This is a genomic window from Stenotrophomonas sp. 17(2023) (assembly GCF_030345315.1).
GTDB classification, from domain to species: Bacteria; Pseudomonadota; Gammaproteobacteria; order Xanthomonadales; family Xanthomonadaceae; genus Stenotrophomonas; species Stenotrophomonas acidaminiphila.
The window spans coordinates 3,053,152-3,070,932 of record NZ_CP128405.1; the positions used below are offsets into that span (position 1 = coordinate 3,053,152).

A 17,781-nucleotide genomic window follows, 5' to 3' on the forward strand; every position below is an offset into this window, starting at 1 on the left:
CCACCCGGTTTCCCCGCATGACCCAACTCGCCTCCAGCTACGACCCGAAGTCCTTCGAAACCGCGCTCTACGATGCGTGGGAGAAAGCCGGCCATTTCAAGCCGTCCGGCAAGGGCGAGCCGTACACCATCCTGCTGCCGCCGCCGAACGTGACCGGCACCCTGCACATGGGCCACGCGTTCCAGCAGACGCTGATGGACGCGCTGATCCGCTACCACCGCATGCGCGGCTACGACACGCTGTGGCAGGTCGGCACCGACCACGCCGGCATCGCCACCGAAATGGTGGTCAGCCGCAACCTGGCGATGGAAGGCAAGGGCGAAACCCGCGATTCGCTGGGCCGCGACGGCTTCATCGACAAGGTGTGGGAGTGGAAGGCGCACTCGGGCAACGTGATCGAGGGGCAGATGCGCCGCCTCGGCACCTCGGCCGACTGGTCGCGCAGCACCTTCACCATGGACCCGGGCCCGAGCGAGGCGGTGATCGAATCGTTCGTGCGCTGGCACGAGCAGGGCCTGATCTACCGCGGCCAGCGCCTGGTCAACTGGGATCCGGTGCTGAAGACCGCCATCTCCGACCTGGAGGTGGAAAGCGTCGAGGAAGACGGCTTCCTGTGGTCGATCGCCTATGCGCTGGAAGACGGCGCCAGCTACGAGCACGTGGAGCTCGACGCCGACGGCAACGAGACCCTTCGCGAAACCCGCCACTACCTGGTGGTGGCCACCACCCGCCCGGAAACCCTGCTGGGCGACACCGCGGTCATGGTGCACCCGGAAGACAGCCGCTATGCGCACCTGGTCGGCAGGCGCGTCACCCTGCCGCTGACCGGCCGCAGCGTGCCGGTGATCGCCGACGACTACGTCGACAAGGCGTTCGGCACCGGCGTGGTCAAGGTCACCCCGGCGCACGACTTCAACGACTACCAGGTCGGCGTGCGCCACGGCCTGCCGATGATCAACCTGTTCACCCCGACCGCCGCGCTCAACGAGAACGCGCCGGAGCAGTACCGCGGGCTGGACCGCTACGAAGCGCGCAAGGTGATCCTGGCCGAGCTGGAAAGCCTGGGCATCCTGGTCGAGACCAAGGCGCACAAGCTGCAGGTGCCGCGCGGCGACCGCACCGGCCAGGTGATCGAGCCGTACCTGACCGACCAGTGGTTCGTGAAGATGGACGGGCTGGCCAGGCGCGGCCTGGAGCTGGTCGAAGGTACTGATGGAAAGCCGGGCAGCATCAAATTCGTGCCGGGCAACTGGATCAACACCTACCGCCACTGGATGGAGAACATCCAGGACTGGTGCATCAGCCGCCAGCTGTGGTGGGGCCACCGCATCCCGGCCTGGTTCGACGACGCCGGCAACTGCTACGTGGGCCGCAACGAGGCCGACGCCCGCGCCCGTGCCGGGCTCGGCGACGACGTGCTGCTCACCCAGGACAGCGACGTGCTGGAGACCTGGTTCTCCTCGCAGCTGTGGCCGTTCTCCACGCTGGGCTGGCCGGATGAGGCGGCGATGGCGCAGCGCGGGTTCGCGCGCTACCTGCCGTCGAACGTGCTGGTCACCGGCTTCGACATCATCTTCTTCTGGGTGGCGCGCATGATCATGGCCACCGACAGCTTCACCGGGCACATCCCGTTCAAGGACGTCTACATCACCGGCCTGATCCGCGACGCGCAGGGCCAGAAGATGTCCAAGTCCAAGGGCAACGTGCTCGACCCGCTGGACATCATCGACGGCATCAGCATCGACGACCTGGTCGCCAAGCGCACCCATGGCCTGATGCAGCCGAAGATGGCCGAGAAGATCGAGAAGGCCACCCGCAGGGAATTCCCGGACGGCATCATCGCCCACGGTGCCGACGCGCTGCGCTTCACCATCGCCGCGCTGGCCACCCATGGCCGCGACATCAAGTTCGACATGGGCCGCGCCGAGGGCTACAAGAACTTCTGCAACAAGCTGTGGAACGCCAGCCGCTTCACCCTGATGAACACCGAAGGGTCGGGCTTCAGCGGCGCGCCGATGCCGCGCACCGATGCCGAACGCTGGATCCTGGCGCGCCTGGCCACGGTATCGGCCGAGGCGCAGCAGCATTTCGCCGACTACCGCTTCGACCTGCTGGCGCAGGCGCTGTACGAGTTCGTCTGGAACGAGTTCTGCGACTGGTTCCTGGAGCTGACCAAGCCGGCGCTCAACGGCAGCGATGCGGCCGATGCCCAGAGCACCCGCCACACCCTGCTGTACGTGCTCGAAGCGGTGCTGCGCCTGCTGCACCCGCTGATCCCGTTCGTCACCGAACAGCTGTGGCAGCAGGTGGCGCCGCGCCTGGGCATCACCGTCGACACGCTGTCGCTGCGCCCCTATCCGACCGCAGCGGAGTTCAGCGGCGACTACGCCCAGGCCGAGGCCGACGTGGAGTGGTTCAAGACCATGGTCAACGCCCTGCGCCGGGTGCGCAGCGAGCTGAACGTGCCGCCGTCCCGGCAGGTCCGGCTGCTGCTGCAGGGGGGCCAGGCCGTGGACCAGGCGCGCGTGGAGCGTTTCACCTCGCAGCTGCGTTTCCTGCTGAAGCTGGAGAGCATCGAGTGGCTGGCCGCCGACGCGCAGACACCGCCGGCCGCGGCCGCCATCGTCGGCGAGCTGAAGCTGCTGGTGCCGCTGGAAGGCCTGGTCGACCTGGATGCCGAGCGCGCGCGCCTGGACAAGGAGATCGCGCGGGTGTCGGCGGAGAAGGAGAAGAGCGAGACCAAGCTGTCGAAATTCACCGACAAGGTGCCGGCCGCGGTGGTCGAACAGGAGCGCGTGCGCCTGGCCGACTGGAACGGCCAGCTGGCCGGGCTGCAGGCACAGCGCGCCAAGCTGTAAGCCGCCCCCGCGGTGACGCAAGCGCCGCCTGCGGGCGGCGTTTGCGTTTGCGTTTGCGTTTGCGTTTGCGTTTGCGTTTGCGGCTATCCTGCACGCTCCACCGCACCCCGGGCATGCGATGTCGCTGGCGATCTTCTGCGCGGTGCTGTTCGCGGCCCTGCTGCACGCCGGCTGGAACGCCATCGTCAAGCGCAGCGGCGACACCCTGCTGACCACGATCCTGGTCACCGGCAGTGCCGCGCTGCTGTCCGCGCTGGCACTGCCGTGGCTGCCGCTGCCGGCACCGGCCAGCTGGCCATGGCTGGCCGCCTCCACGCTGCTGCAGGCCGGCTACTACGTGCTGGTCGCACGCGCGTACCGGGCTGCCGACATGAGCCTGTCCTACCCGCTGATGCGCGGCTGCGCACCGCCGCTGGTGGCGCTGGCCGGCAGCCTGGCATTCGACGAACAGCTGACGGCCGGCGCCTGGCTGGGCATCGCCGTGGTCAGCGCCGGCGTCGTCGGCATGGCCGGCGGGGTTGCCCGCCGCCACCTGCGGCTGCCGCTGTCCATCGCCGTGCTGATCGCCACCTACACCCTGGTCGACGCGCGCGGCGCGCGCCTGTCCGGCAATGCCGCCAGCTATACGCTGTGGCTGTTCCTGCTGTCCGGGCTGCCGCTGCCGCTGTGGGCGCTGGCCACCCGCCGCGCGCAGCTGTGCCGGTACCTGCGCGGCAACTGGGGACGCGGCCTGGTGGGCGGCGCCGGCACCACCGCCTCCTACGGCATCGCGCTGTGGGCGATGACCCAGGGGCCGGTGGCGGTCATCGCCGCGCTGCGCGAAACCTCGATCCTGTTCGCGCTGCTGATCTCGGCCTGGGTGCTGAAGGAGCGCATCGGGCGCGCGCGCCTGTGCGCCGCAGCGCTGATCGTGGCCGGCGTGGTGGTGCTGCGGCTGGGTTGAGCAGGCCGCCTACAGCGGCGGCATGGAACTGATGTCCTCGTCCACCAGTTCCATCGCCATCACCAGCGCATCCTCGCGCCCGGTCACCGCCGGGTAGTAGCGCGGGCGGCGGCCGATCTCGTTGAATCCCTCGCTGTGGTACAGCGCGATGGCCGCGGCGTTGGACGGGCGCACTTCCAGGAACACCCGCGCCGCGCGGTGCTGCCGCGCCACCTGCACCAGGTCGCGCAACAGGCGCCGCCCCAGCCCGCGCGACTGCCGGCGCGGATCGACGCATACGTTGAGCACGTGGGCCTCGTCGGCGGCGATGCTCAGCAGCCCATAGCCGAACAGGCCGTCGCCCCCGGCCAGCACCCGGCTCGGGTAACCGGCGCGCAGGCAGTCCTGGAAGATGCCGCGGGTCCACGGGAACGGGTAGGCGCGCAGCTCGATCTCCATCACCGCGTCCAGATCGCCCTCGTGCATCGGGCGCAGCACCGGCGCTGGCGTCGCCGCCACCGCGTTCATTGCCGCTGCATCCGCCGCAGTTCGCGCAGTTGCGGCCACAGCGCACGCTTGGCCGCGGGGTTCGCGCGCAGCTCGTCCAGCGGCCAGCTGTCCATCAGCGCGCGGGTCTGCGGATCGTTGGGGTTGCAGCCGGACGCGCGCAGCAGCGCGATCTGCAGGCGGTCGGGCAGCCGCACCCCGCCGCGACGCGACGCCGGCCGTGCCTGCGGCGCGGTGGCCGGCGCCTCCGGCGGCAGCCGCGGTGGCGCCTCGCGGCGTACCGGCGGCGCCGCGCGCGTGGGCGCAGCCGCGGGAGCAGCCTCCAACGCCGCCGGCGCCGCGGCACGCGTCTCCGGCTGTGGCAGCGGCGCGTCCAGCGCGCCACCTTCCAGATACACCGCATAGCCCATCGCCTGCAGCCATGCCTGCTGCTGCGGCGACCACACCGGTGTGGACGCGGCCGCGTTCACTGCACCCTGCTGGCCGGCTGCCGCCACCGCTGCCACAGCCACATCACCGGCCCGGACAGCGCGTACAGCACGCCGACCACGAACAGCGTGCGCGGCAGGTCGATCACCATGATGGCGATCACGATCGGCACCAGCGCCAGCACCATGAACGGCACGCGCTCGGAGCGCGGGCCCTTCTCGCTGCCGCCCTTGAAGCTCCAGAAGCGGATGCGGCTGACCATCAGCAGGGCGGCGACGATGGACACCACCAGCGCCACGTAGCGCAGTTCCTCGCCGCTCCAGCCCAGGCTGCCGTCGGCGAAGGCCCAGACGAAGGACATCATCAGCCCCGCGGCCGCCGGGCTGGCCAGGCCGACGAACCAGCGCTTGTCCACGGTGCCCACCTGGGTATTGAAGCGCGCCAGGCGCAGCGCCGCGCAGGCCGCGTACAGGAACGCCGCCAGCCAGCCGATGCGGCCCAGCACGTCGCCGTCGAACTTCAGCGAGGACAGCGACCAGTGGTACATCACCAGCGCCGGCGCCATGCCGAAACTGACCAGGTCGGCCAGCGAGTCGTACTGCACCCCGAACTCGCTGCTGGTGCCGGTCAGGCGCGCCACCCGCCCGTCCAGCCCGTCCATGACCCCGGCCACGAACACCGCGACGGCGGCGTTGACGAAGTCGCCGTTGGAGGCGGCGATGATGGCGTAGAAGCCGGCGAACAGCCCGGCGGTGGTGAACAGGTTCGGCAGCAGGTAGATGCTGCGCGAGCGTGGCGGCGGTCTGGTTTCGTCCATGCGGCCAGTTTAATCGACTTGCCAGCCGCGTCACCGGGTGCTGCAATCGGGTTCTGTCCCGTCAAGCGACCGGAGTCGCCATGCGCGCCCTGCCCCGTTTCTGCTGCCTGCTGGCCCTGGCCGGCGCCGCCAGCGGTGCCGTTGCCGGTACCGGCAACCTGTACAAGTGGAAAGACGCCAATGGCGTGACCCAGTACTCCGAGCGCCCGCCGACCGGGCAGAAGTACGAAACCCGCCGCATCACCACCTCCGGCGAGCCGGTGGCCGCGGCCGAGCCGGCCAAGGCCGACGAGGCGCCGGAGTGCACCGCGGCGCGGCGCAACCTGGAGCTGCTGCAGGGCAGCGGCCCGCTGATGCAGGACACCAACGGCGACGGCAAGCCGGACACCCAGCTGGACGATGCCCAGCGCAGCGCGCAGAAGCAGCTCGCCGAGGCCGCCGCGGCGGCCTACTGCAAGAAGTAGGCGCCACCCCGGCCCTTGTGGCGCTTGGGCTTCTGGCAGAATAGGCGGTCCGCCGTCCCGTGAAGCCTCCCCATGCGCCTTTCCCGTTTCCACCTGCACACCACCAAGGAAACACCCGCCGACGCCGAGCTGGTCAGCCACAAGCTGATGCTGCGCGCGGGCATGATCCGCAAGCTGGCCTCGGGCCTGTACACCTGGTCGCCGCTGGGCCTGCGCGTGCTGCGCAAGGTGGAGGGCATCGTCCGCGAGGAAATGAACCGCGCCGGCGCGGTGGAACTGCAGCTGCCGACCATCCAGCCCAGGGAGCTGTGGGAGGAAACCGGGCGCTGGGAGAAATTCGGCGGCCAGCTGCTGAAGATCAAGGACCGCAAGGAGCAGGAATACTGCTACAGCCCCACCGCCGAGGAAGCGATCACCGACTTCGCGCGCCAGGAGCTGTCCAGCTACAAGCAGCTGCCGGTCAACTTCTACCAGATACAGACCAAGTTCCGCGACGAGATCCGCCCGCGCTTCGGGGTGATGCGCGCGCGCGAATTCCTGATGAAGGACGCGTATTCCTTCCACCTGGATGACGCCAGCCTGGTGGCCGAATACGAGAACATGAAGGCCGCCTACACCCGCATCTTCACCCGCCTGGGGCTGGAGTTCCGCGCGGTGCAGGCCGATTCCGGCGCGATCGGCGGCGACGCCTCGCAGGAATTCCACGTGATCGCCGATTCCGGCGAGGACGCGCTGGCGTTCTCCACCGGCTCGGATTACGCCGCCAACGTCGAGGCCGCCATCGCCGCAGACCCGGCACCGCGCGCGGCCGCGACCGAAACGCTGCGCAAGGTCGAGACCCCGACCCAGAAGACCTGCGAGGACGTCGCCGCGCTGCTGGGCATCGCCCTGGCGCGCACGGTCAAGTCGGTGGCGGTGATGAGCGCCGATGGTGCGTTCGTGCTGGCCCTGGTGCGCGGCGACCACGAGGTCAACGAGATCAAGCTGGGCAAGGTGACGGGCCTGGCCGACCACCGCATGGCCAGCGAGGCGGAGATCGCCGAATACCTGGGTAGCGAACCTGGATTCCTCGGCCCGCTGAACCCGCGCAAGGCCATCCGCATCGTCGCCGACCGCGAAGTGGCGGCGCTGGCCGACTTCGTGGTCGGCGCCAACGAAAAGGGCTTCCACATCGCCGGGGTCAACTGGGGCCGCGACCTGGCCGAACCGGAGGTGGCCGATATCCGCAACGTGGTCGCCGGCGACCGCGCCCGCGACGGCGGCGAACTCAAGCTCGCGCGCGGCATCGAGGTCGGCCATGTATTCCAGCTCGGCCGCAAATATGCCGAGGCGCTCAAGGCCACGGTGCTGGACGAGAACGGCAAGGCCACGGTAATGGCGATGGGCTGTTACGGCATCGGCGTATCGCGCATCGTCGCCGCCGCCATCGAACAGAACCACGACGAGGCCGGCATTATCTGGCCGGTGGCGATGGCGCCGTGGCAGGCGGTGGTGTGCATGATCAACCCGAAGCAGGACGCGGCCGTGACCGCCGCCGCCGAGGCGCTGCTGGCCGAACTGCAGGCCGCCGGCATCGACGCGGCGCTGGACGACCGCGGCCTGCGCCCGGGCGCGATGTTCGCCGACATGGAACTGATCGGCATCCCGCACCGCATCGTGGTCTCCGAGCGCGGCCTGGCCGCGGGTACCTACGAATACCGCGCGCGCGCGGCCAGCGAGGCCGAAAACCTGGACAAGGCCGGGCTGCTGCATAGAATCGCCGGGTGATACCCAAAAACGGCAGGACAGCCGTTTTTCACGGCAATGCCGCCCGCAGGGCGACGTACAGGGATGTGCGTGATGGAAAAGGCCGGGGTCGAAACCCGGCCTTTTCTCATGTAATCAATACATGGCCCACATTATCGTTGCCGTTACCGTGGAACAGCCGCTATGCTTTGCGCGCTGCCACGGACCGGCAATACCCAACCCATTATCCGGAGTAGCAATTCGATGAGTATCGACCTGAGCGGCCTGTCGGCCCGAGAACTGGCGTCCCTGATCCGCGACGCGCAGAAGCGCAAGAGCGTGGTCGCCAAGCGCCAGCCCATCACCAAGGTCCGCGCGCAGCTGGTTAAGACCGCGCAGAAGGCCGGTTACACCATCGAGGAACTGTTCGGCACCGGCGCGCCCAAGGCGACCCGCGCCCCGCGCGCCGCCAAGGCCCCGGCCAAGAGCGCCAGCAAGGGCGTGAAGGTCGCGCCGAAGTACCGCGACCCGGCCAACGCCGCCAATACCTGGACCGGCCGTGGCAAGCAGCCGCGCTGGCTGGCCGAATACACCGCCGGCGGCCGCAAGGTCGAGGATTTCCTGATCCAGAAGTGATCGGGACGGGAATCATCGCGTAATGAAACGCCGGCCCATGCCGGCGTTTTTTATTGTGGGACGCGGGCCGCGATCGTGCGGCAATTCCCGCGCTACAACCGCGCGCCCTGCCCTGTTGCCGGCTGCTCGCGCCTCAGAGATTCTTCCGCGCCGGCACCAGCAGGTTGCCGAACAGCAGCCCCGCCACCAGCGCCATCACCACGTTCAGCACGGTCAGCAGCGCCGATTCGCCTGCATTCACGCTCTGCTGCTGGATCAGGCTCAATACCCCGCGCAGGCTGATGCTGCCCGGCACCAGCATGATGATGCCGGGCAGGCGGATGATCGCGCCCGGCCGCTGCACCACCCGGCCGAACAGATTGCCGGCGGCGGTCAGCATCATCGCCGCCAGGAATATCCCCGCCGGCCCGCCCCACTGCTGCCCGCCATAACGGGAAATGGCATATCCGGCCAGCGACGCGGCCATCACCCAGGGATAATCCCGGCGCGAGGCGCGGAACAGCATCGCGAAGGCGAACGCGGCCAGCATCACCGAGGCCCATTCCACCCATTCCGGTTGCGGGCGCGAGCCGCGCACCAGCGGCTCCAGGCCGATCAGGTCGGTAATGGTCACCGCGATCATCGCGCCCACGGTCAGTTTCATGATCGTGGTCAGCGCACCGGCGAAACGCGCGGTGCCCGAAACCCAGTGCTGGCTGGCCAGCTCGTTGACCGCATTGGTCAAGGCCATGCCCGGCAGCAGCACCACCAGCGAGGCGATGATCACCGAATTCTGGTTCAGCGGGCCGATGAAGCTGGCCACCAGTACCGCGACGAAACCGGCCAGCATCGCCGCCAGCGCGTCGCTGGCCTCGCGGGTGGCCACGCGGCGGTCGGTGTAGAACAGCATCAGCCCGATCAGCAGGCCGGTGAAACCGGCGGTGACGATATCCAGCCACGGCAGCCGCCACATGCCGGCCACGCCGGCCGACCCCAGGCAGAAGGACAGCAGCATCTGCGCGTTGTCGCGCCAGGTGGGCGCCTTGTCGAGCCGGCGCAGCGCGGTATGGCCCTGGGCGATGCTCATCTGCCCGCTCGCCACCGCATCGGCGATCTGGTCGGCCAGGGTCAGCTTGTGCAGGTCGTTGCTGCCGGGATCCAGGCGCACCACGCGGGTGATGTCGCTGGAACCGATCGCCTGGGTCGGGTCGCTGAAACTGAGGATCAGGCCGGTGGGGTTGGACCAGGGCTCGCAGTCCAGGTCCAGCCGCTGCGCCAGCGCGACCACCGCCGCTTCCAGCCGCTGCGCGGTGGTGCCGTAGGTATGCAGGCGGCCCGCGATCTCCGTGACGAAGGCCACGCGCTGCGCATACGTGGCGCGTCCGGGGACGATGGAAGCGGGTGCGATGGATTCGGCGGACATGCGCATTAGTATCACCCGGAAGTGCGCCGGCTTGATCGCTTCATGGGCCCGCGACGGGGCGACAGGGTATGCTCGGCGCCGGACGCCCCCATGAAGAACGCCGAACCGCCCCACTGCACGATGGACCCGGATGCCGACGGCCAGCTCAGGCTGTCGGGCAGCTGGACGTTGTCCACCGCCCTGCAATCGGCGCAGGTACTGGGCGGCATCCATGCGCAGGTGCGCGAAATGGACGCGCGCGGCATCGACCAGCTCGATTCGGCCGGCGTGCTGCAGCTGCTGCGGTATTCGCGCAGCGCCGGGTTGAGCGACGACGCGCTGCTGTTCCGCGAGGAGCACCGCGCGCTGGTCTGCACCATCGACGAGGTCGCCGACGAGCGCCCGCCGCCGCAGCGCGACTACGGCGTGGCCGCGGCGCTGGAGCGGCTCGGCCGCTCGGTGCACGCCATCGGCGCCAACATCGGGGTGCTGCTGGGCTTCTTCGGCGAGAACCTGGCCAAGCTGGCACGGCTGCTGCGGCAGCCCCGGCGCCTGCGCCTGACCGCCACCGTGCACCAGATGGAAGAGGTGGGGCTGGACGCGGTGCCGCTGATCGCGCTGCTGGCCTACCTGGTCGGCGCGGTGATCGCCTTCCTCGGCTCGACCATCCTGCGCGACTTCGGCGCCGAGATATACGTGGTCGAGCTGGTCAACATCGCCTTCCTGCGCGAGTTCGGCGTGCTGCTGACCGCCATCGTGCTGGCCGGGCGCACCGCCAGCGCGTTCACCGCGCAGATCGGCGCGATGAAGGCGCGCGAGGAGATCGACGCGATCCAGACCCTGGGCCTGGACCCGATCGACCTGCTGGTGCTGCCGCGGGTGCTGGCGCTGGTGGTGATGCTGCCGCTGCTGACCTTCATCGCCATGATCGCCGGCCTCGCCGGCGGCGTCACCGTGGGCGCGTTCGACCTGGGCATCCCGCCGCAGATGTACATCGCCCGCATGCACGAGACCATGCAGCTGCGGCACCTGCTGGTGGGCCTGTCCAAGGCACCGGTGTTCGCGCTGATCATCGCCCTGATCGGCTGCCTGGAAGGGCTCAAGGTGCAGGGCACGGCGCAGTCGGTGGGCGAGCGCACCACTTCCAGCGTGGTGCAGACGATCTCGCTGGTCATCGTCCTCGACGCGCTGGCCGCGTTGTGGTTCATGCACATGGACTGGTAAGGGGACGGCACGATGGCGATTCCCTCGCGGACCACGGGCGACGACGATGAGCTGGCCATCCGCGTGCGCGGGCTGGTCAACCGCTTCGGCAGCCAGACCGTGCACGACGGCCTGGACCTGGACGTGCGCCGCGGCGAGATCCTCGGCGTGGTCGGCGGCTCGGGCACCGGCAAGTCGGTGCTGATGCGCTCCATCCTCGGCCTGCGCACGCCCGACGCCGGGCAGATCGAGGTGCTGGGCGTGGACGCGCGTTCGGACGACGCGGCCGCGCGCCTGCACGTCGAGCGCAACACCGGGGTGCTGTTCCAGGACGGCGCGCTGTTCTCCTCGCTCACCGTGGGCGAGAACGTGCAGGTGCCGCTGAAGGAGCACCACCCGGAGCTGCCGGAGCGCTGGCACTACGAACTGGCGCTGCTGAAGGTCAAACTCGCCGGCCTGCCGGCCGATGCCCTGGACAAGCTGCCCTCGCAGCTGTCCGGCGGCATGCGCAAGCGCGCCGGGCTGGCACGCGCGCTGGCGCTTGATCCGCCGCTGCTGTTCCTGGACGAGCCCACCGCCGGCCTGGACCCGATCGGCGCGGCCGCCTTCGACCGGCTGATCAAGACCCTGCAGGAGGCGCTGGGCCTGACCGTGTTCCTGATCACCCACGATCTGGACACGCTCTACGCCATCTGCGACCGGGTGGCGGTGCTGGCCGACCACAAGGTGGTCGCCGCCGCGCCGCTGACCGAAATCGAACGCCTCGACCACCCGTGGATCCGCGAGTACTTCCACGGCCCCCGTGCCCGCGCCGCGCGCGGCCTCCCGCCCGAGCATGCCTGAGCCATGGAAACCAAAGCCCATTACGTCCTGATCGGCGCCTTCACCCTCATCGTCTCGCTGGCCCTGCTCGGGTTCGGGCTGTGGGCGGCCAAATACTCCTCCGACCGCACCTGGCAGGAATACCGCGTCGTGTTCGACGAAGCGGTGACCGGCCTGTCGGTCGGCAGCCCGGTGCAGTACAACGGCATCTCGGTCGGCTCGATCACCGACCTGTCGCTGGCGCCGGACGACCCGCGCAAGGTGATCGCCAGGCTGCGGCTGAACTCGACCACCCCGGTCAAGACCGATACCCGCGCCAAGCTGGCCATCACCAGCATCACCGGCCCGGCCATCATCCAGCTCAGCGGCGGCAGCCCGCAGGCGCCGGCGCTGACCACGGTCGACCGCGAGGCGGTGCCCACCATCCAGACCTCGCCGTCGGCGCTGCAGAACATCACCGACGTGGCCAACCGCGTGGTCGAGCGCATGGACCAGCTGCTCAGCGACCAGAACGTGGAGCGCATCTCCAACACCCTGGCGCACCTGGAGACCGTCAGCGGCGGCCTGGCCGACCGCGACCAGGGCACCCGCGCGCTGCTGCTGGAGGCGCGCGACGCCGCGCGCAACCTCAATACCACCCTGGCCACCGCCAACGGCACCATCCAGCATCTCGACGAGAACGTGGTGCGGCAGTTGCCGGCCACGCTGGACAAGCTCGACGCCAGCCTCTCCAAGCTCGATTCGGCGGCCGGCAACGCCAATGCCATCCTTGGCGAGAACCGCGCCGCCATCAACAGTTTCGCCAACGACGGCCTGGCCCAGCTGGGCCCGACCCTGACCGAGCTGCGGGGGCTGATCCGCGACCTGCGCCGGGTCAGCGACCGCCTCGAGAACAACCCGGCGCGCTACCTGCTCGGCCGCGATGCACCGAAGGAGTTCGAACCCAAATGAAGCGCTTCCCGTCGATGCGACTGCTCGCCCCCCTCTGCGTCCTGGCCCTCGCCGGCTGCTCGGTGCTGGCCAGCGGCGACCGCCACCCGATCACCATCTACGCACCGCAGGCGCGGGTGGCCGTGGACCCGTCGTGGCCGCGGGTGGACTGGCAGCTGGCCGTGGCCAAGCCCGCCGCCGCGCGCCTGGTGGACAGCCCGCGCATCAACGTGCGGCCCACGCCCGGCGAGCTGGAGGTGTACCGCGGCGCGACCTGGTCGCAGCCGGCCACCGACATGCTCGAAGACGCGCTGCTGCGCGGCTTCGAGGATTCCGGCCGGATCGGCGCGGTGGCGCGCATCGCCACCGGCATCCGCTCGGACTACAAGCTCGCCATCGACCTGCGCCGGTTCGAATCGGACTACGCCGGCAACGCGCGCCCGGCCGCGACCATCGAGCTCAATGCCAAGCTGATCCACAGCCTGGACCAGCGCGTGGTCGCCTCGCGCACCTTCCTCGTCGCCGAGCCCGCGGCCGACACCACCGTGGCCAGCGTGACCACCGCCTTCGAGACCGCGCTGGGGCGCACCACCGGCGAGCTGATCGGCTGGACCCTGGCCGCCGGCCAGGCGGACTGGCAGGCCCATCCCGACCAGCACTGAGGCGGCGCCGCCGGCGCAGGCGGCCGCACCCGGTCTTCAGTCATCCGCCGGCTCCGCCCCGGCGGCGGTTGCCTGCGCATGCCACGCGGCATAGGGCGTGTTCCTGGCCAGGTGGCGATTGTAGTCCGGCGCGCCATCGGCCCACCACACCGGGCCGCGCTCGCCGAGCGCGCGCTTGGCCGCATCGACCGCTTCGCCGGCCCGCGCCAGCGCCTGGCGGTCTCCCGCGCGGCGTGCCCGCCCCACCTCGCGGCGCGCGGCCATCAGCTGCCGCACCGCCGCCTGCCGCTGTTCCTCCGGCAGCGCCGGGTTGGTCGCGCGCCACAGCCGGCCACGCACCACCAGGTAACGGCCATCAGGGGTACGCAGTGGCGGCTCGCTCATGCCGGACAGGGAGTGCAGGGGAACTCCGCCACCCTCGCCGCCGGCGCGTGCACGCCGTGTCGATGCCGCGTGCCGTGCCCAGTGCTCAGTGCAGCGTCACCACGATCGGTTCGCCACGCGTGACGATCAGCGTGTGCTCGTACTGCGCCGAGCGGTTGCCGGGCGCACCGCTCAGGGTCCAGCCATCGTCGCCCTCCTCGACCACGCGGCTGCGCGTGGACAGGAACGGCTCGATGGTGATGACCATGCCTTCGTGCAGCCGCCGCGTGTCGTGCGGGTCGTGGTAACCGGGAATGTGGTCCGGTTCCTCGTGCAGCGCGCGGCCGACGCCGTGGCTGCCCAGGCTCTCGATCACGCGGAAGCCGGCCTGGCGCGCGGTGCGCTCGATCGCCGCACCGATCCGGTTGAGCGGCTGCCCGGCACGCGCGACCTTCAGCGCGTTGGTCAGCGCGCTGCGTGCGGCGTGGCACAGGCGCAGGTCGCGCGCCGCGGCCGTGGGCAGCACGCGGGTACCGCCGGTGTCGGCGAAGTAGCCTTCCAGTTCGGCCGAGACATCCACGTTGACCACGTCGCCGGCAGCCAGCACCCGCGCGCCCGGCACGCCGTGGGCGGCCTCTTCGTTGACGCTGATGCAGGTCGCGCCGGGGAAGCCGTAGACCAGGCGCGGCGCCGGCTGCGCGCCGTGCGCGGCGAGCAGGCGCTCGCCGATCAGGTCGAGCTCGCCGGTGGTCATGCCGGGGCAGGCGGCGGAGAGCATCGCCTCGCGCACGCGCGCGACCAGCCGGCCGATGCGTTGCAGGCCGTCGATGTCCGACTGCGATCCGATGGTCATGGCGTTTTCCTCCCGGCAATCGGCACAGGCTAGCAGTGCCGCGGGGATTTTCTGCAGGACATTGATTTTCAAGGATTAATCTGGCACCCCGAAGGCTTGGCGCGGATCCCGGCCACGCCGCCCCCGGCACACCGGCGCGGCCGCGCCTGGCCCGGCGGCCTGGGCTTCGCCATGGTTTCACCGCGCCACCATCGACGCTCCGCGCAGCGGGCCGATACTGCAGGCCCACCCATCACCCGTGGAGTACGACGTGGACCACCTCGCGATCCGGCCGGCCATCGGCACCGGCCTGCTGCTTCTGGTACCGGCGGCCCTGTCCGTGCGCGACCGCCACCTGCCTGCCGGCCAGGGCTGGCACTGGGGCCCGCTCGACTTCGTGGTGATGGCGGCGCTGCTGTTCGGGGCCGGGCTGGGCCATGCGTACGCCGCGCGGCGGCTGGGCAGCCGGTGGCAGCGCTGGCTGCTGGGCATCGCCACGCTGGGCGTGGTGCTCGCGATCTGGGTGGAGCTGGCCGTCGGCGGCATCAGCCAACTGCTCGGCTACCTGCGTGGCGCCCGGTCCGCCTGATAGCGCGCAACGACGCCGCGCCTCACGGCTTGACCAGGCGTTCCTCGACCGCGGAGAACGCCGAGTGCCCGCCCTTGCGCGCGTCCGGCAGGCCGGTGGCGAAGAACGCCACGCCGGTGCCGCTGGCCGGGTCGACCCACAGCCCCGACAGCAGGCCGTAGGCCGAGCCGGAATGGCCGATGCGCGCCACGCCGTCGCCGAACGGATCGTCGCGGCAGCCCTTCACCGGCGTGGCCAGGGTCTGCATCGCCAGCCCATAGCGGCAGAAGAAGCCGTCGCCGCCCTGGCCGCTGTCGTCCTCTTCGGTGGTCATGCCGTCACCCGGCGCATAGGTCCACTGCGGACGCGCCAGTGCGCGCACGGATTCGGCGCGCAGCAGGCGCACGCCATCGACCTCGCCCTCGCCCAGCAGCAGCCGCCCGATCCTGGCCAGGCCGTTGCCGGAAATGCGCAACCCGCCCTGCGGTGCGAACAGCGCACCGTTGTCGCCGGCGCGCCAGCGGCCCAGGTCACAGCTGCCGTCGGCGGCAGCCACTACCGGGCAATCCGGGCGACGCCCGCGGTTGTCGTCGCGCACCGGCTGCTGGGCGGCGTCGTACAGCACCACCGCGCGCGCCACGCTGGCATCGTCGCAGCTGGCCCAGTTGTAGCAGGCGGCGATGCCGAGCGGCTGCAGCACCAGGCGCTGCATCAGCCGGTCGAAGCGCTCGCCGCTGGCCTTTTCCATCACCGAGGCGACGAGCGGGAAATCGATGTTGGCGTAACGGAAGTACGTGCCCGGCGCATGCATCGGATCCCAGGCGCGCGGATCGTCCAGTACCTCGCGCAGCTGCCCGCCCAGCGGCACCGCGTAGTAGCCGGCGGCATCGGTGAGGCCGGCGCGGTGCGACAGCAGCAGGCGCAGGGTGATGGGCGTATCCGGGAACTGCGGGTGGCGCAGCGGCCAGCCGAGCCAGCGCGACACGTCGGCGTCCAGGTCCAGTTGCCCGGCCTCGACCATGCGCATCACCCCCAGCGCGGTGACCAGCTTGGAGATCGACGCGATCCGCACCGGATCATCGGCACTGACCGCGCGCCCGGCGGCGATATCGGCCATGCCGTGCACCTGGGTGGCGGTGACGCCATTGCGGTCGAAGTCCACCCGCACCGTCGCCACCGGCTCGGCCGCCTGCAGGCTTGCCGCGACCAGCCACATCCCCAGCAGATACCCGACGCGCATTCCCGTTCCCCCGTTTGCCGAAGCGCCGACCATAGGCAAGAACGACGATGGCGTCGAGTGCACGATGGCATGCATCAGCGGCGCTCCGCACCCGGCGCCGGGGCCGTTTCGCGGGGCGGCGGGCACGGGCGCGCGATGGCCGCGCCGGGTGCATCGGACGCAGAGGCCACATCGGGTTGGCCATCGATCAGTGCCAGGCTGCATGGGCGCTGCACGCAGGTGCGCAGCGGCGCGCATCGACAACCGGCCGCGGCTCAGCCCTCGAGTCCGAGAAACGCCGTCATCCGCGCCAGCTCCGCCTCCAGTGCCGCATCGAAGGCGGCATCCTGCGGCGGCCGGCCCGCCACGTAGTGCAGCTGCGCCTGCAGCGTACCGGCCAGCACCGACAGGTTGCCCCACCCGATCACGTGCTCGCGCCACAGCAACGGCATCGCGTAGTAGCCGAGCTTGCGCTTCGGCGCCGGGGTGTAGGCCTCGAAGCGGTAGCTCCAGCCCCACAGCAGTTCGAAGCGGCGGCGGTCCCACACCACCGGGTCGAACGGGGTCAACAGGCGCACCTGCGCGTCGGCCTGCCAGCGCCGGCTCTGCACGCGTTCGGCATCGGGCCACAGCCAGTCCACGCCATCCACCCGCGCGCACTGCAGGCGCTGGCGGGCACGCAGCAGCGCCGGCCGGCACGCATCGCGCCACTGCGGAACGCCGTTGCCGAGGTAGCCGACCAGCTGCCGGAGGCTGGCGGCCGGCAGCGGCGCGTAAGTCCCCACGATCAGGTCGATCAGCGCATCCAGCCGCGCGTCGATCTCCTGCGCCGCCACCGGTGGTGCATCCTCGCGAACCGCATACACGCGGGTGCCGCCGTCGCGCCGCGCCACCCGCAGCAGGCCGCGGTAGTGCATGCCGTCGAGCAGCTGCGTGCTGGCATTGGATGAACCGCCGAACCAGTTGGTGGTCTTGCCGTGGGCGAAATGGGCGTCGACCTCGCGCGGATGCACCGCACCGCGTGCGGCGACGAACTCGCGCACCGCATGCGCCTGCTTCCAGCGTGCCGGCGTCCATGCCACGCGCGCCTTGCGCGGATGCATCAGCGCCTGGTGCGCGCGCGGCAGGAAACCGTAGTTGACGAAGAAGTCCTCTTCCAGCGGCAGGCGCGGGTAGCGCCGTTCCAGGTCGCCGGCACGGTACGCCCTGACCCGGTGGCGCAGGGTCAGGTCCTGGGCCCGCGCCGGCGCACGGATGGGATCGGCCTGGACGAAGCCGAGCCGGTCGATCGCACGCATCAACGTGGTCGGCGTGAACAGCGTTCGGGCGATGGCGTAACGACGGAGCTGGTCGAGGCTGGGCGGCATGGAGGCATGATGCCAGTTGCCGCTGCCGCCGGCGGTGCATGGCGGTGCCCGCGCCGGCGGACGCACCGCGGGGCAT

The 17,781-nt window shown here is 70.5% G+C and carries 17 protein-coding genes and 1 pseudogene; 10 read left to right on the plus strand and 8 right to left on the minus strand.

Annotated elements, in window-relative coordinates:
• Nucleotides 1-17: 17 nt before the first annotated feature.
• Nucleotides 18-2,858, plus strand: a complete 2,841-nt coding sequence (locus tag QQA12_RS13740; RefSeq protein WP_226049598.1) for a valine--tRNA ligase — start codon at nt 18-20, stop codon at nt 2,856-2,858.
• A gap of 118 nt (nt 2,859-2,976) precedes the next feature.
• Complete coding sequence (locus tag QQA12_RS13745; RefSeq protein WP_226049599.1) at nt 2,977-3,801, plus strand: EamA family transporter; 825 nt, start codon at nt 2,977-2,979, stop codon at nt 3,799-3,801.
• Nucleotides 3,802-3,810: 9 nt separating this feature from the next.
• On the opposite strand, the gene rimI is transcribed toward QQA12_RS13745, so the two are convergent.
• From rimI to pssA, 3 genes are read right to left on the minus strand one after another with little or no spacing between them, the layout of a single operon-like run.
• Nucleotides 3,811-4,308: a ribosomal protein S18-alanine N-acetyltransferase gene (gene rimI, locus QQA12_RS13750; protein ID WP_056931135.1), complete on the minus strand. Its 498-nt coding sequence runs from the start codon at nt 4,306-4,308 to the stop codon at nt 3,811-3,813.
• Nucleotides 4,305-4,697, minus strand: coding sequence for an alanine acetyltransferase (locus tag QQA12_RS13755; protein WP_226049953.1), 393 nt, complete (start codon nt 4,695-4,697; stop codon nt 4,305-4,307). The genes rimI and QQA12_RS13755 overlap by 4 nt, the downstream gene beginning before the upstream one ends.
• A 56-nt stretch (nt 4,698-4,753) precedes the next feature.
• On the minus strand, nt 4,754-5,533 hold the full coding sequence (pssA, locus tag QQA12_RS13760; RefSeq protein WP_054667666.1) for a CDP-diacylglycerol--serine O-phosphatidyltransferase: 780 nt from the start codon (nt 5,531-5,533) through the stop codon (nt 4,754-4,756).
• 80 nt (nt 5,534-5,613) lie between these two features.
• Between pssA and QQA12_RS13765 the strand changes: the two genes are divergently transcribed.
• The 3 genes and pseudogenes from QQA12_RS13765 to QQA12_RS13775 form a co-directional block, all read left to right on the plus strand.
• Entirely contained in the window at nt 5,614-5,997 is a 384-nt protein-coding gene (locus QQA12_RS13765) for a DUF4124 domain-containing protein (protein ID WP_054667667.1), read from the plus strand.
• Between the two features lie 72 nt (nt 5,998-6,069).
• The gene (locus tag QQA12_RS13770) at nt 6,070-7,764 is read left to right on the plus strand and encodes a proline--tRNA ligase (protein ID WP_054667668.1); all 1,695 of its coding nucleotides are present in this window, start codon (nt 6,070-6,072) and stop codon (nt 7,762-7,764) included.
• 222 nt (nt 7,765-7,986) lie between these two features.
• Nucleotides 7,987-8,355, plus strand: a pseudogene (locus QQA12_RS13775) (H-NS histone family protein); the annotation flags it as partial.
• A 136-nt stretch (nt 8,356-8,491) separates the two neighbouring features.
• On the opposite strand, the gene QQA12_RS13780 reads toward QQA12_RS13775, so the two are convergent.
• The gene (locus QQA12_RS13780) at nt 8,492-9,760 is read right to left on the minus strand and encodes a threonine/serine exporter family protein (protein ID WP_054668786.1); all 1,269 of its coding nucleotides are present in this window, start codon (nt 9,758-9,760) and stop codon (nt 8,492-8,494) included.
• 90 nt (nt 9,761-9,850) lie between these two features.
• On the opposite strand from QQA12_RS13780, the gene QQA12_RS13785 reads away from it, so the two are divergent.
• From QQA12_RS13785 to QQA12_RS13800, 4 genes are read left to right on the plus strand one after another with little or no spacing between them, the layout of a single operon-like run.
• Nucleotides 9,851-10,963, plus strand: coding sequence for an ABC transporter permease (locus tag QQA12_RS13785; protein WP_056931131.1), 1,113 nt, complete (start codon nt 9,851-9,853; stop codon nt 10,961-10,963).
• A gap of 12 nt (nt 10,964-10,975) precedes the next feature.
• Nucleotides 10,976-11,785: an ABC transporter ATP-binding protein gene (locus QQA12_RS13790; RefSeq protein WP_054667673.1), complete on the plus strand. Its 810-nt coding sequence runs from the start codon at nt 10,976-10,978 to the stop codon at nt 11,783-11,785.
• A 3-nt stretch (nt 11,786-11,788) separates the two neighbouring features.
• The gene (locus QQA12_RS13795) at nt 11,789-12,715 is read left to right on the plus strand and encodes an MlaD family protein (protein WP_056931130.1); all 927 of its coding nucleotides are present in this window, start codon (nt 11,789-11,791) and stop codon (nt 12,713-12,715) included.
• Nucleotides 12,712-13,356, plus strand: a complete 645-nt coding sequence (locus tag QQA12_RS13800) for an ABC-type transport auxiliary lipoprotein family protein (protein ID WP_056931129.1) — start codon at nt 12,712-12,714, stop codon at nt 13,354-13,356. The genes QQA12_RS13795 and QQA12_RS13800 overlap by 4 nt, the downstream gene beginning before the upstream one ends.
• A 36-nt stretch (nt 13,357-13,392) precedes the next feature.
• Here QQA12_RS13800 and QQA12_RS13805 read toward each other — a convergent pair whose 3' ends face one another.
• Both QQA12_RS13805 and map read right to left on the minus strand, forming a co-directional pair.
• Nucleotides 13,393-13,740 (minus strand): hypothetical protein, encoded by a 348-nt coding sequence (locus QQA12_RS13805; protein WP_226049600.1) that lies wholly within the window; start codon nt 13,738-13,740, stop codon nt 13,393-13,395.
• Nucleotides 13,741-13,825: 85 nt separating this feature from the next.
• Nucleotides 13,826-14,572 carry a type I methionyl aminopeptidase gene (map, locus tag QQA12_RS13810; protein WP_226049601.1) on the minus strand — a complete coding sequence of 249 codons (747 nt, stop codon included), beginning with the start codon at nt 14,570-14,572 and terminating at the stop codon, nt 13,826-13,828.
• A gap of 250 nt (nt 14,573-14,822) precedes the next feature.
• Between map and QQA12_RS13815 the strand changes: the two genes are divergently transcribed.
• Nucleotides 14,823-15,140: a hypothetical protein gene (locus tag QQA12_RS13815; RefSeq protein WP_226049602.1), complete on the plus strand. Its 318-nt coding sequence runs from the start codon at nt 14,823-14,825 to the stop codon at nt 15,138-15,140.
• Between the two features lie 22 nt (nt 15,141-15,162).
• Here QQA12_RS13815 and QQA12_RS13820 read toward each other — a convergent pair whose 3' ends face one another.
• Nucleotides 15,163-16,359: a serine hydrolase domain-containing protein gene (locus QQA12_RS13820; protein WP_226049603.1), complete on the minus strand. Its 1,197-nt coding sequence runs from the start codon at nt 16,357-16,359 to the stop codon at nt 15,163-15,165.
• A 254-nt stretch (nt 16,360-16,613) separates the two neighbouring features.
• Complete coding sequence (locus tag QQA12_RS13825; protein ID WP_054667684.1) at nt 16,614-17,705, minus strand: crosslink repair DNA glycosylase YcaQ family protein; 1,092 nt, start codon at nt 17,703-17,705, stop codon at nt 16,614-16,616.
• Nucleotides 17,706-17,781: the final 76 nt, after the last annotated feature.

What these genes read in the sequence shown, in the direction of transcription:
- QQA12_RS13740 (WP_226049598.1), top strand. Translation starts at nt 18, where the DNA reads ATGACCCAACTCGCCTCCAGCTACGACCCGAAGTCCTTCGAAACCGCG.
- QQA12_RS13745 (WP_226049599.1), top strand. Translation starts at nt 2,977, where the DNA reads ATGTCGCTGGCGATCTTCTGCGCGGTGCTGTTCGCGGCCCTGCTGCAC.
- rimI (WP_056931135.1), bottom strand. Translation starts at nt 4,308, where the DNA reads ATGAACGCGGTGGCGGCGACGCCAGCGCCGGTGCTGCGCCCGATGCAC.
- QQA12_RS13755 (WP_226049953.1), bottom strand. Translation starts at nt 4,697, where the DNA reads ATGGGCTATGCGGTGTATCTGGAAGGTGGCGCGCTGGACGCGCCGCTG.
- pssA (WP_054667666.1), bottom strand. Translation starts at nt 5,533, where the DNA reads ATGGACGAAACCAGACCGCCGCCACGCTCGCGCAGCATCTACCTGCTG.
- QQA12_RS13765 (WP_054667667.1), top strand. Translation starts at nt 5,614, where the DNA reads ATGCGCGCCCTGCCCCGTTTCTGCTGCCTGCTGGCCCTGGCCGGCGCC.
- QQA12_RS13770 (WP_054667668.1), top strand. Translation starts at nt 6,070, where the DNA reads ATGCGCCTTTCCCGTTTCCACCTGCACACCACCAAGGAAACACCCGCC.
- QQA12_RS13780 (WP_054668786.1), bottom strand. Translation starts at nt 9,760, where the DNA reads ATGTCCGCCGAATCCATCGCACCCGCTTCCATCGTCCCCGGACGCGCC.
- QQA12_RS13785 (WP_056931131.1), top strand. Translation starts at nt 9,851, where the DNA reads ATGAAGAACGCCGAACCGCCCCACTGCACGATGGACCCGGATGCCGAC.
- QQA12_RS13790 (WP_054667673.1), top strand. Translation starts at nt 10,976, where the DNA reads ATGGCGATTCCCTCGCGGACCACGGGCGACGACGATGAGCTGGCCATC.
- QQA12_RS13795 (WP_056931130.1), top strand. Translation starts at nt 11,789, where the DNA reads ATGGAAACCAAAGCCCATTACGTCCTGATCGGCGCCTTCACCCTCATC.
- QQA12_RS13800 (WP_056931129.1), top strand. Translation starts at nt 12,712, where the DNA reads ATGAAGCGCTTCCCGTCGATGCGACTGCTCGCCCCCCTCTGCGTCCTG.
- QQA12_RS13805 (WP_226049600.1), bottom strand. Translation starts at nt 13,740, where the DNA reads ATGAGCGAGCCGCCACTGCGTACCCCTGATGGCCGTTACCTGGTGGTG.
- map (WP_226049601.1), bottom strand. Translation starts at nt 14,572, where the DNA reads ATGACCATCGGATCGCAGTCGGACATCGACGGCCTGCAACGCATCGGC.
- QQA12_RS13820 (WP_226049603.1), bottom strand. Translation starts at nt 16,359, where the DNA reads ATGCGCGTCGGGTATCTGCTGGGGATGTGGCTGGTCGCGGCAAGCCTG.
- QQA12_RS13825 (WP_054667684.1), bottom strand. Translation starts at nt 17,705, where the DNA reads ATGCCGCCCAGCCTCGACCAGCTCCGTCGTTACGCCATCGCCCGAACG.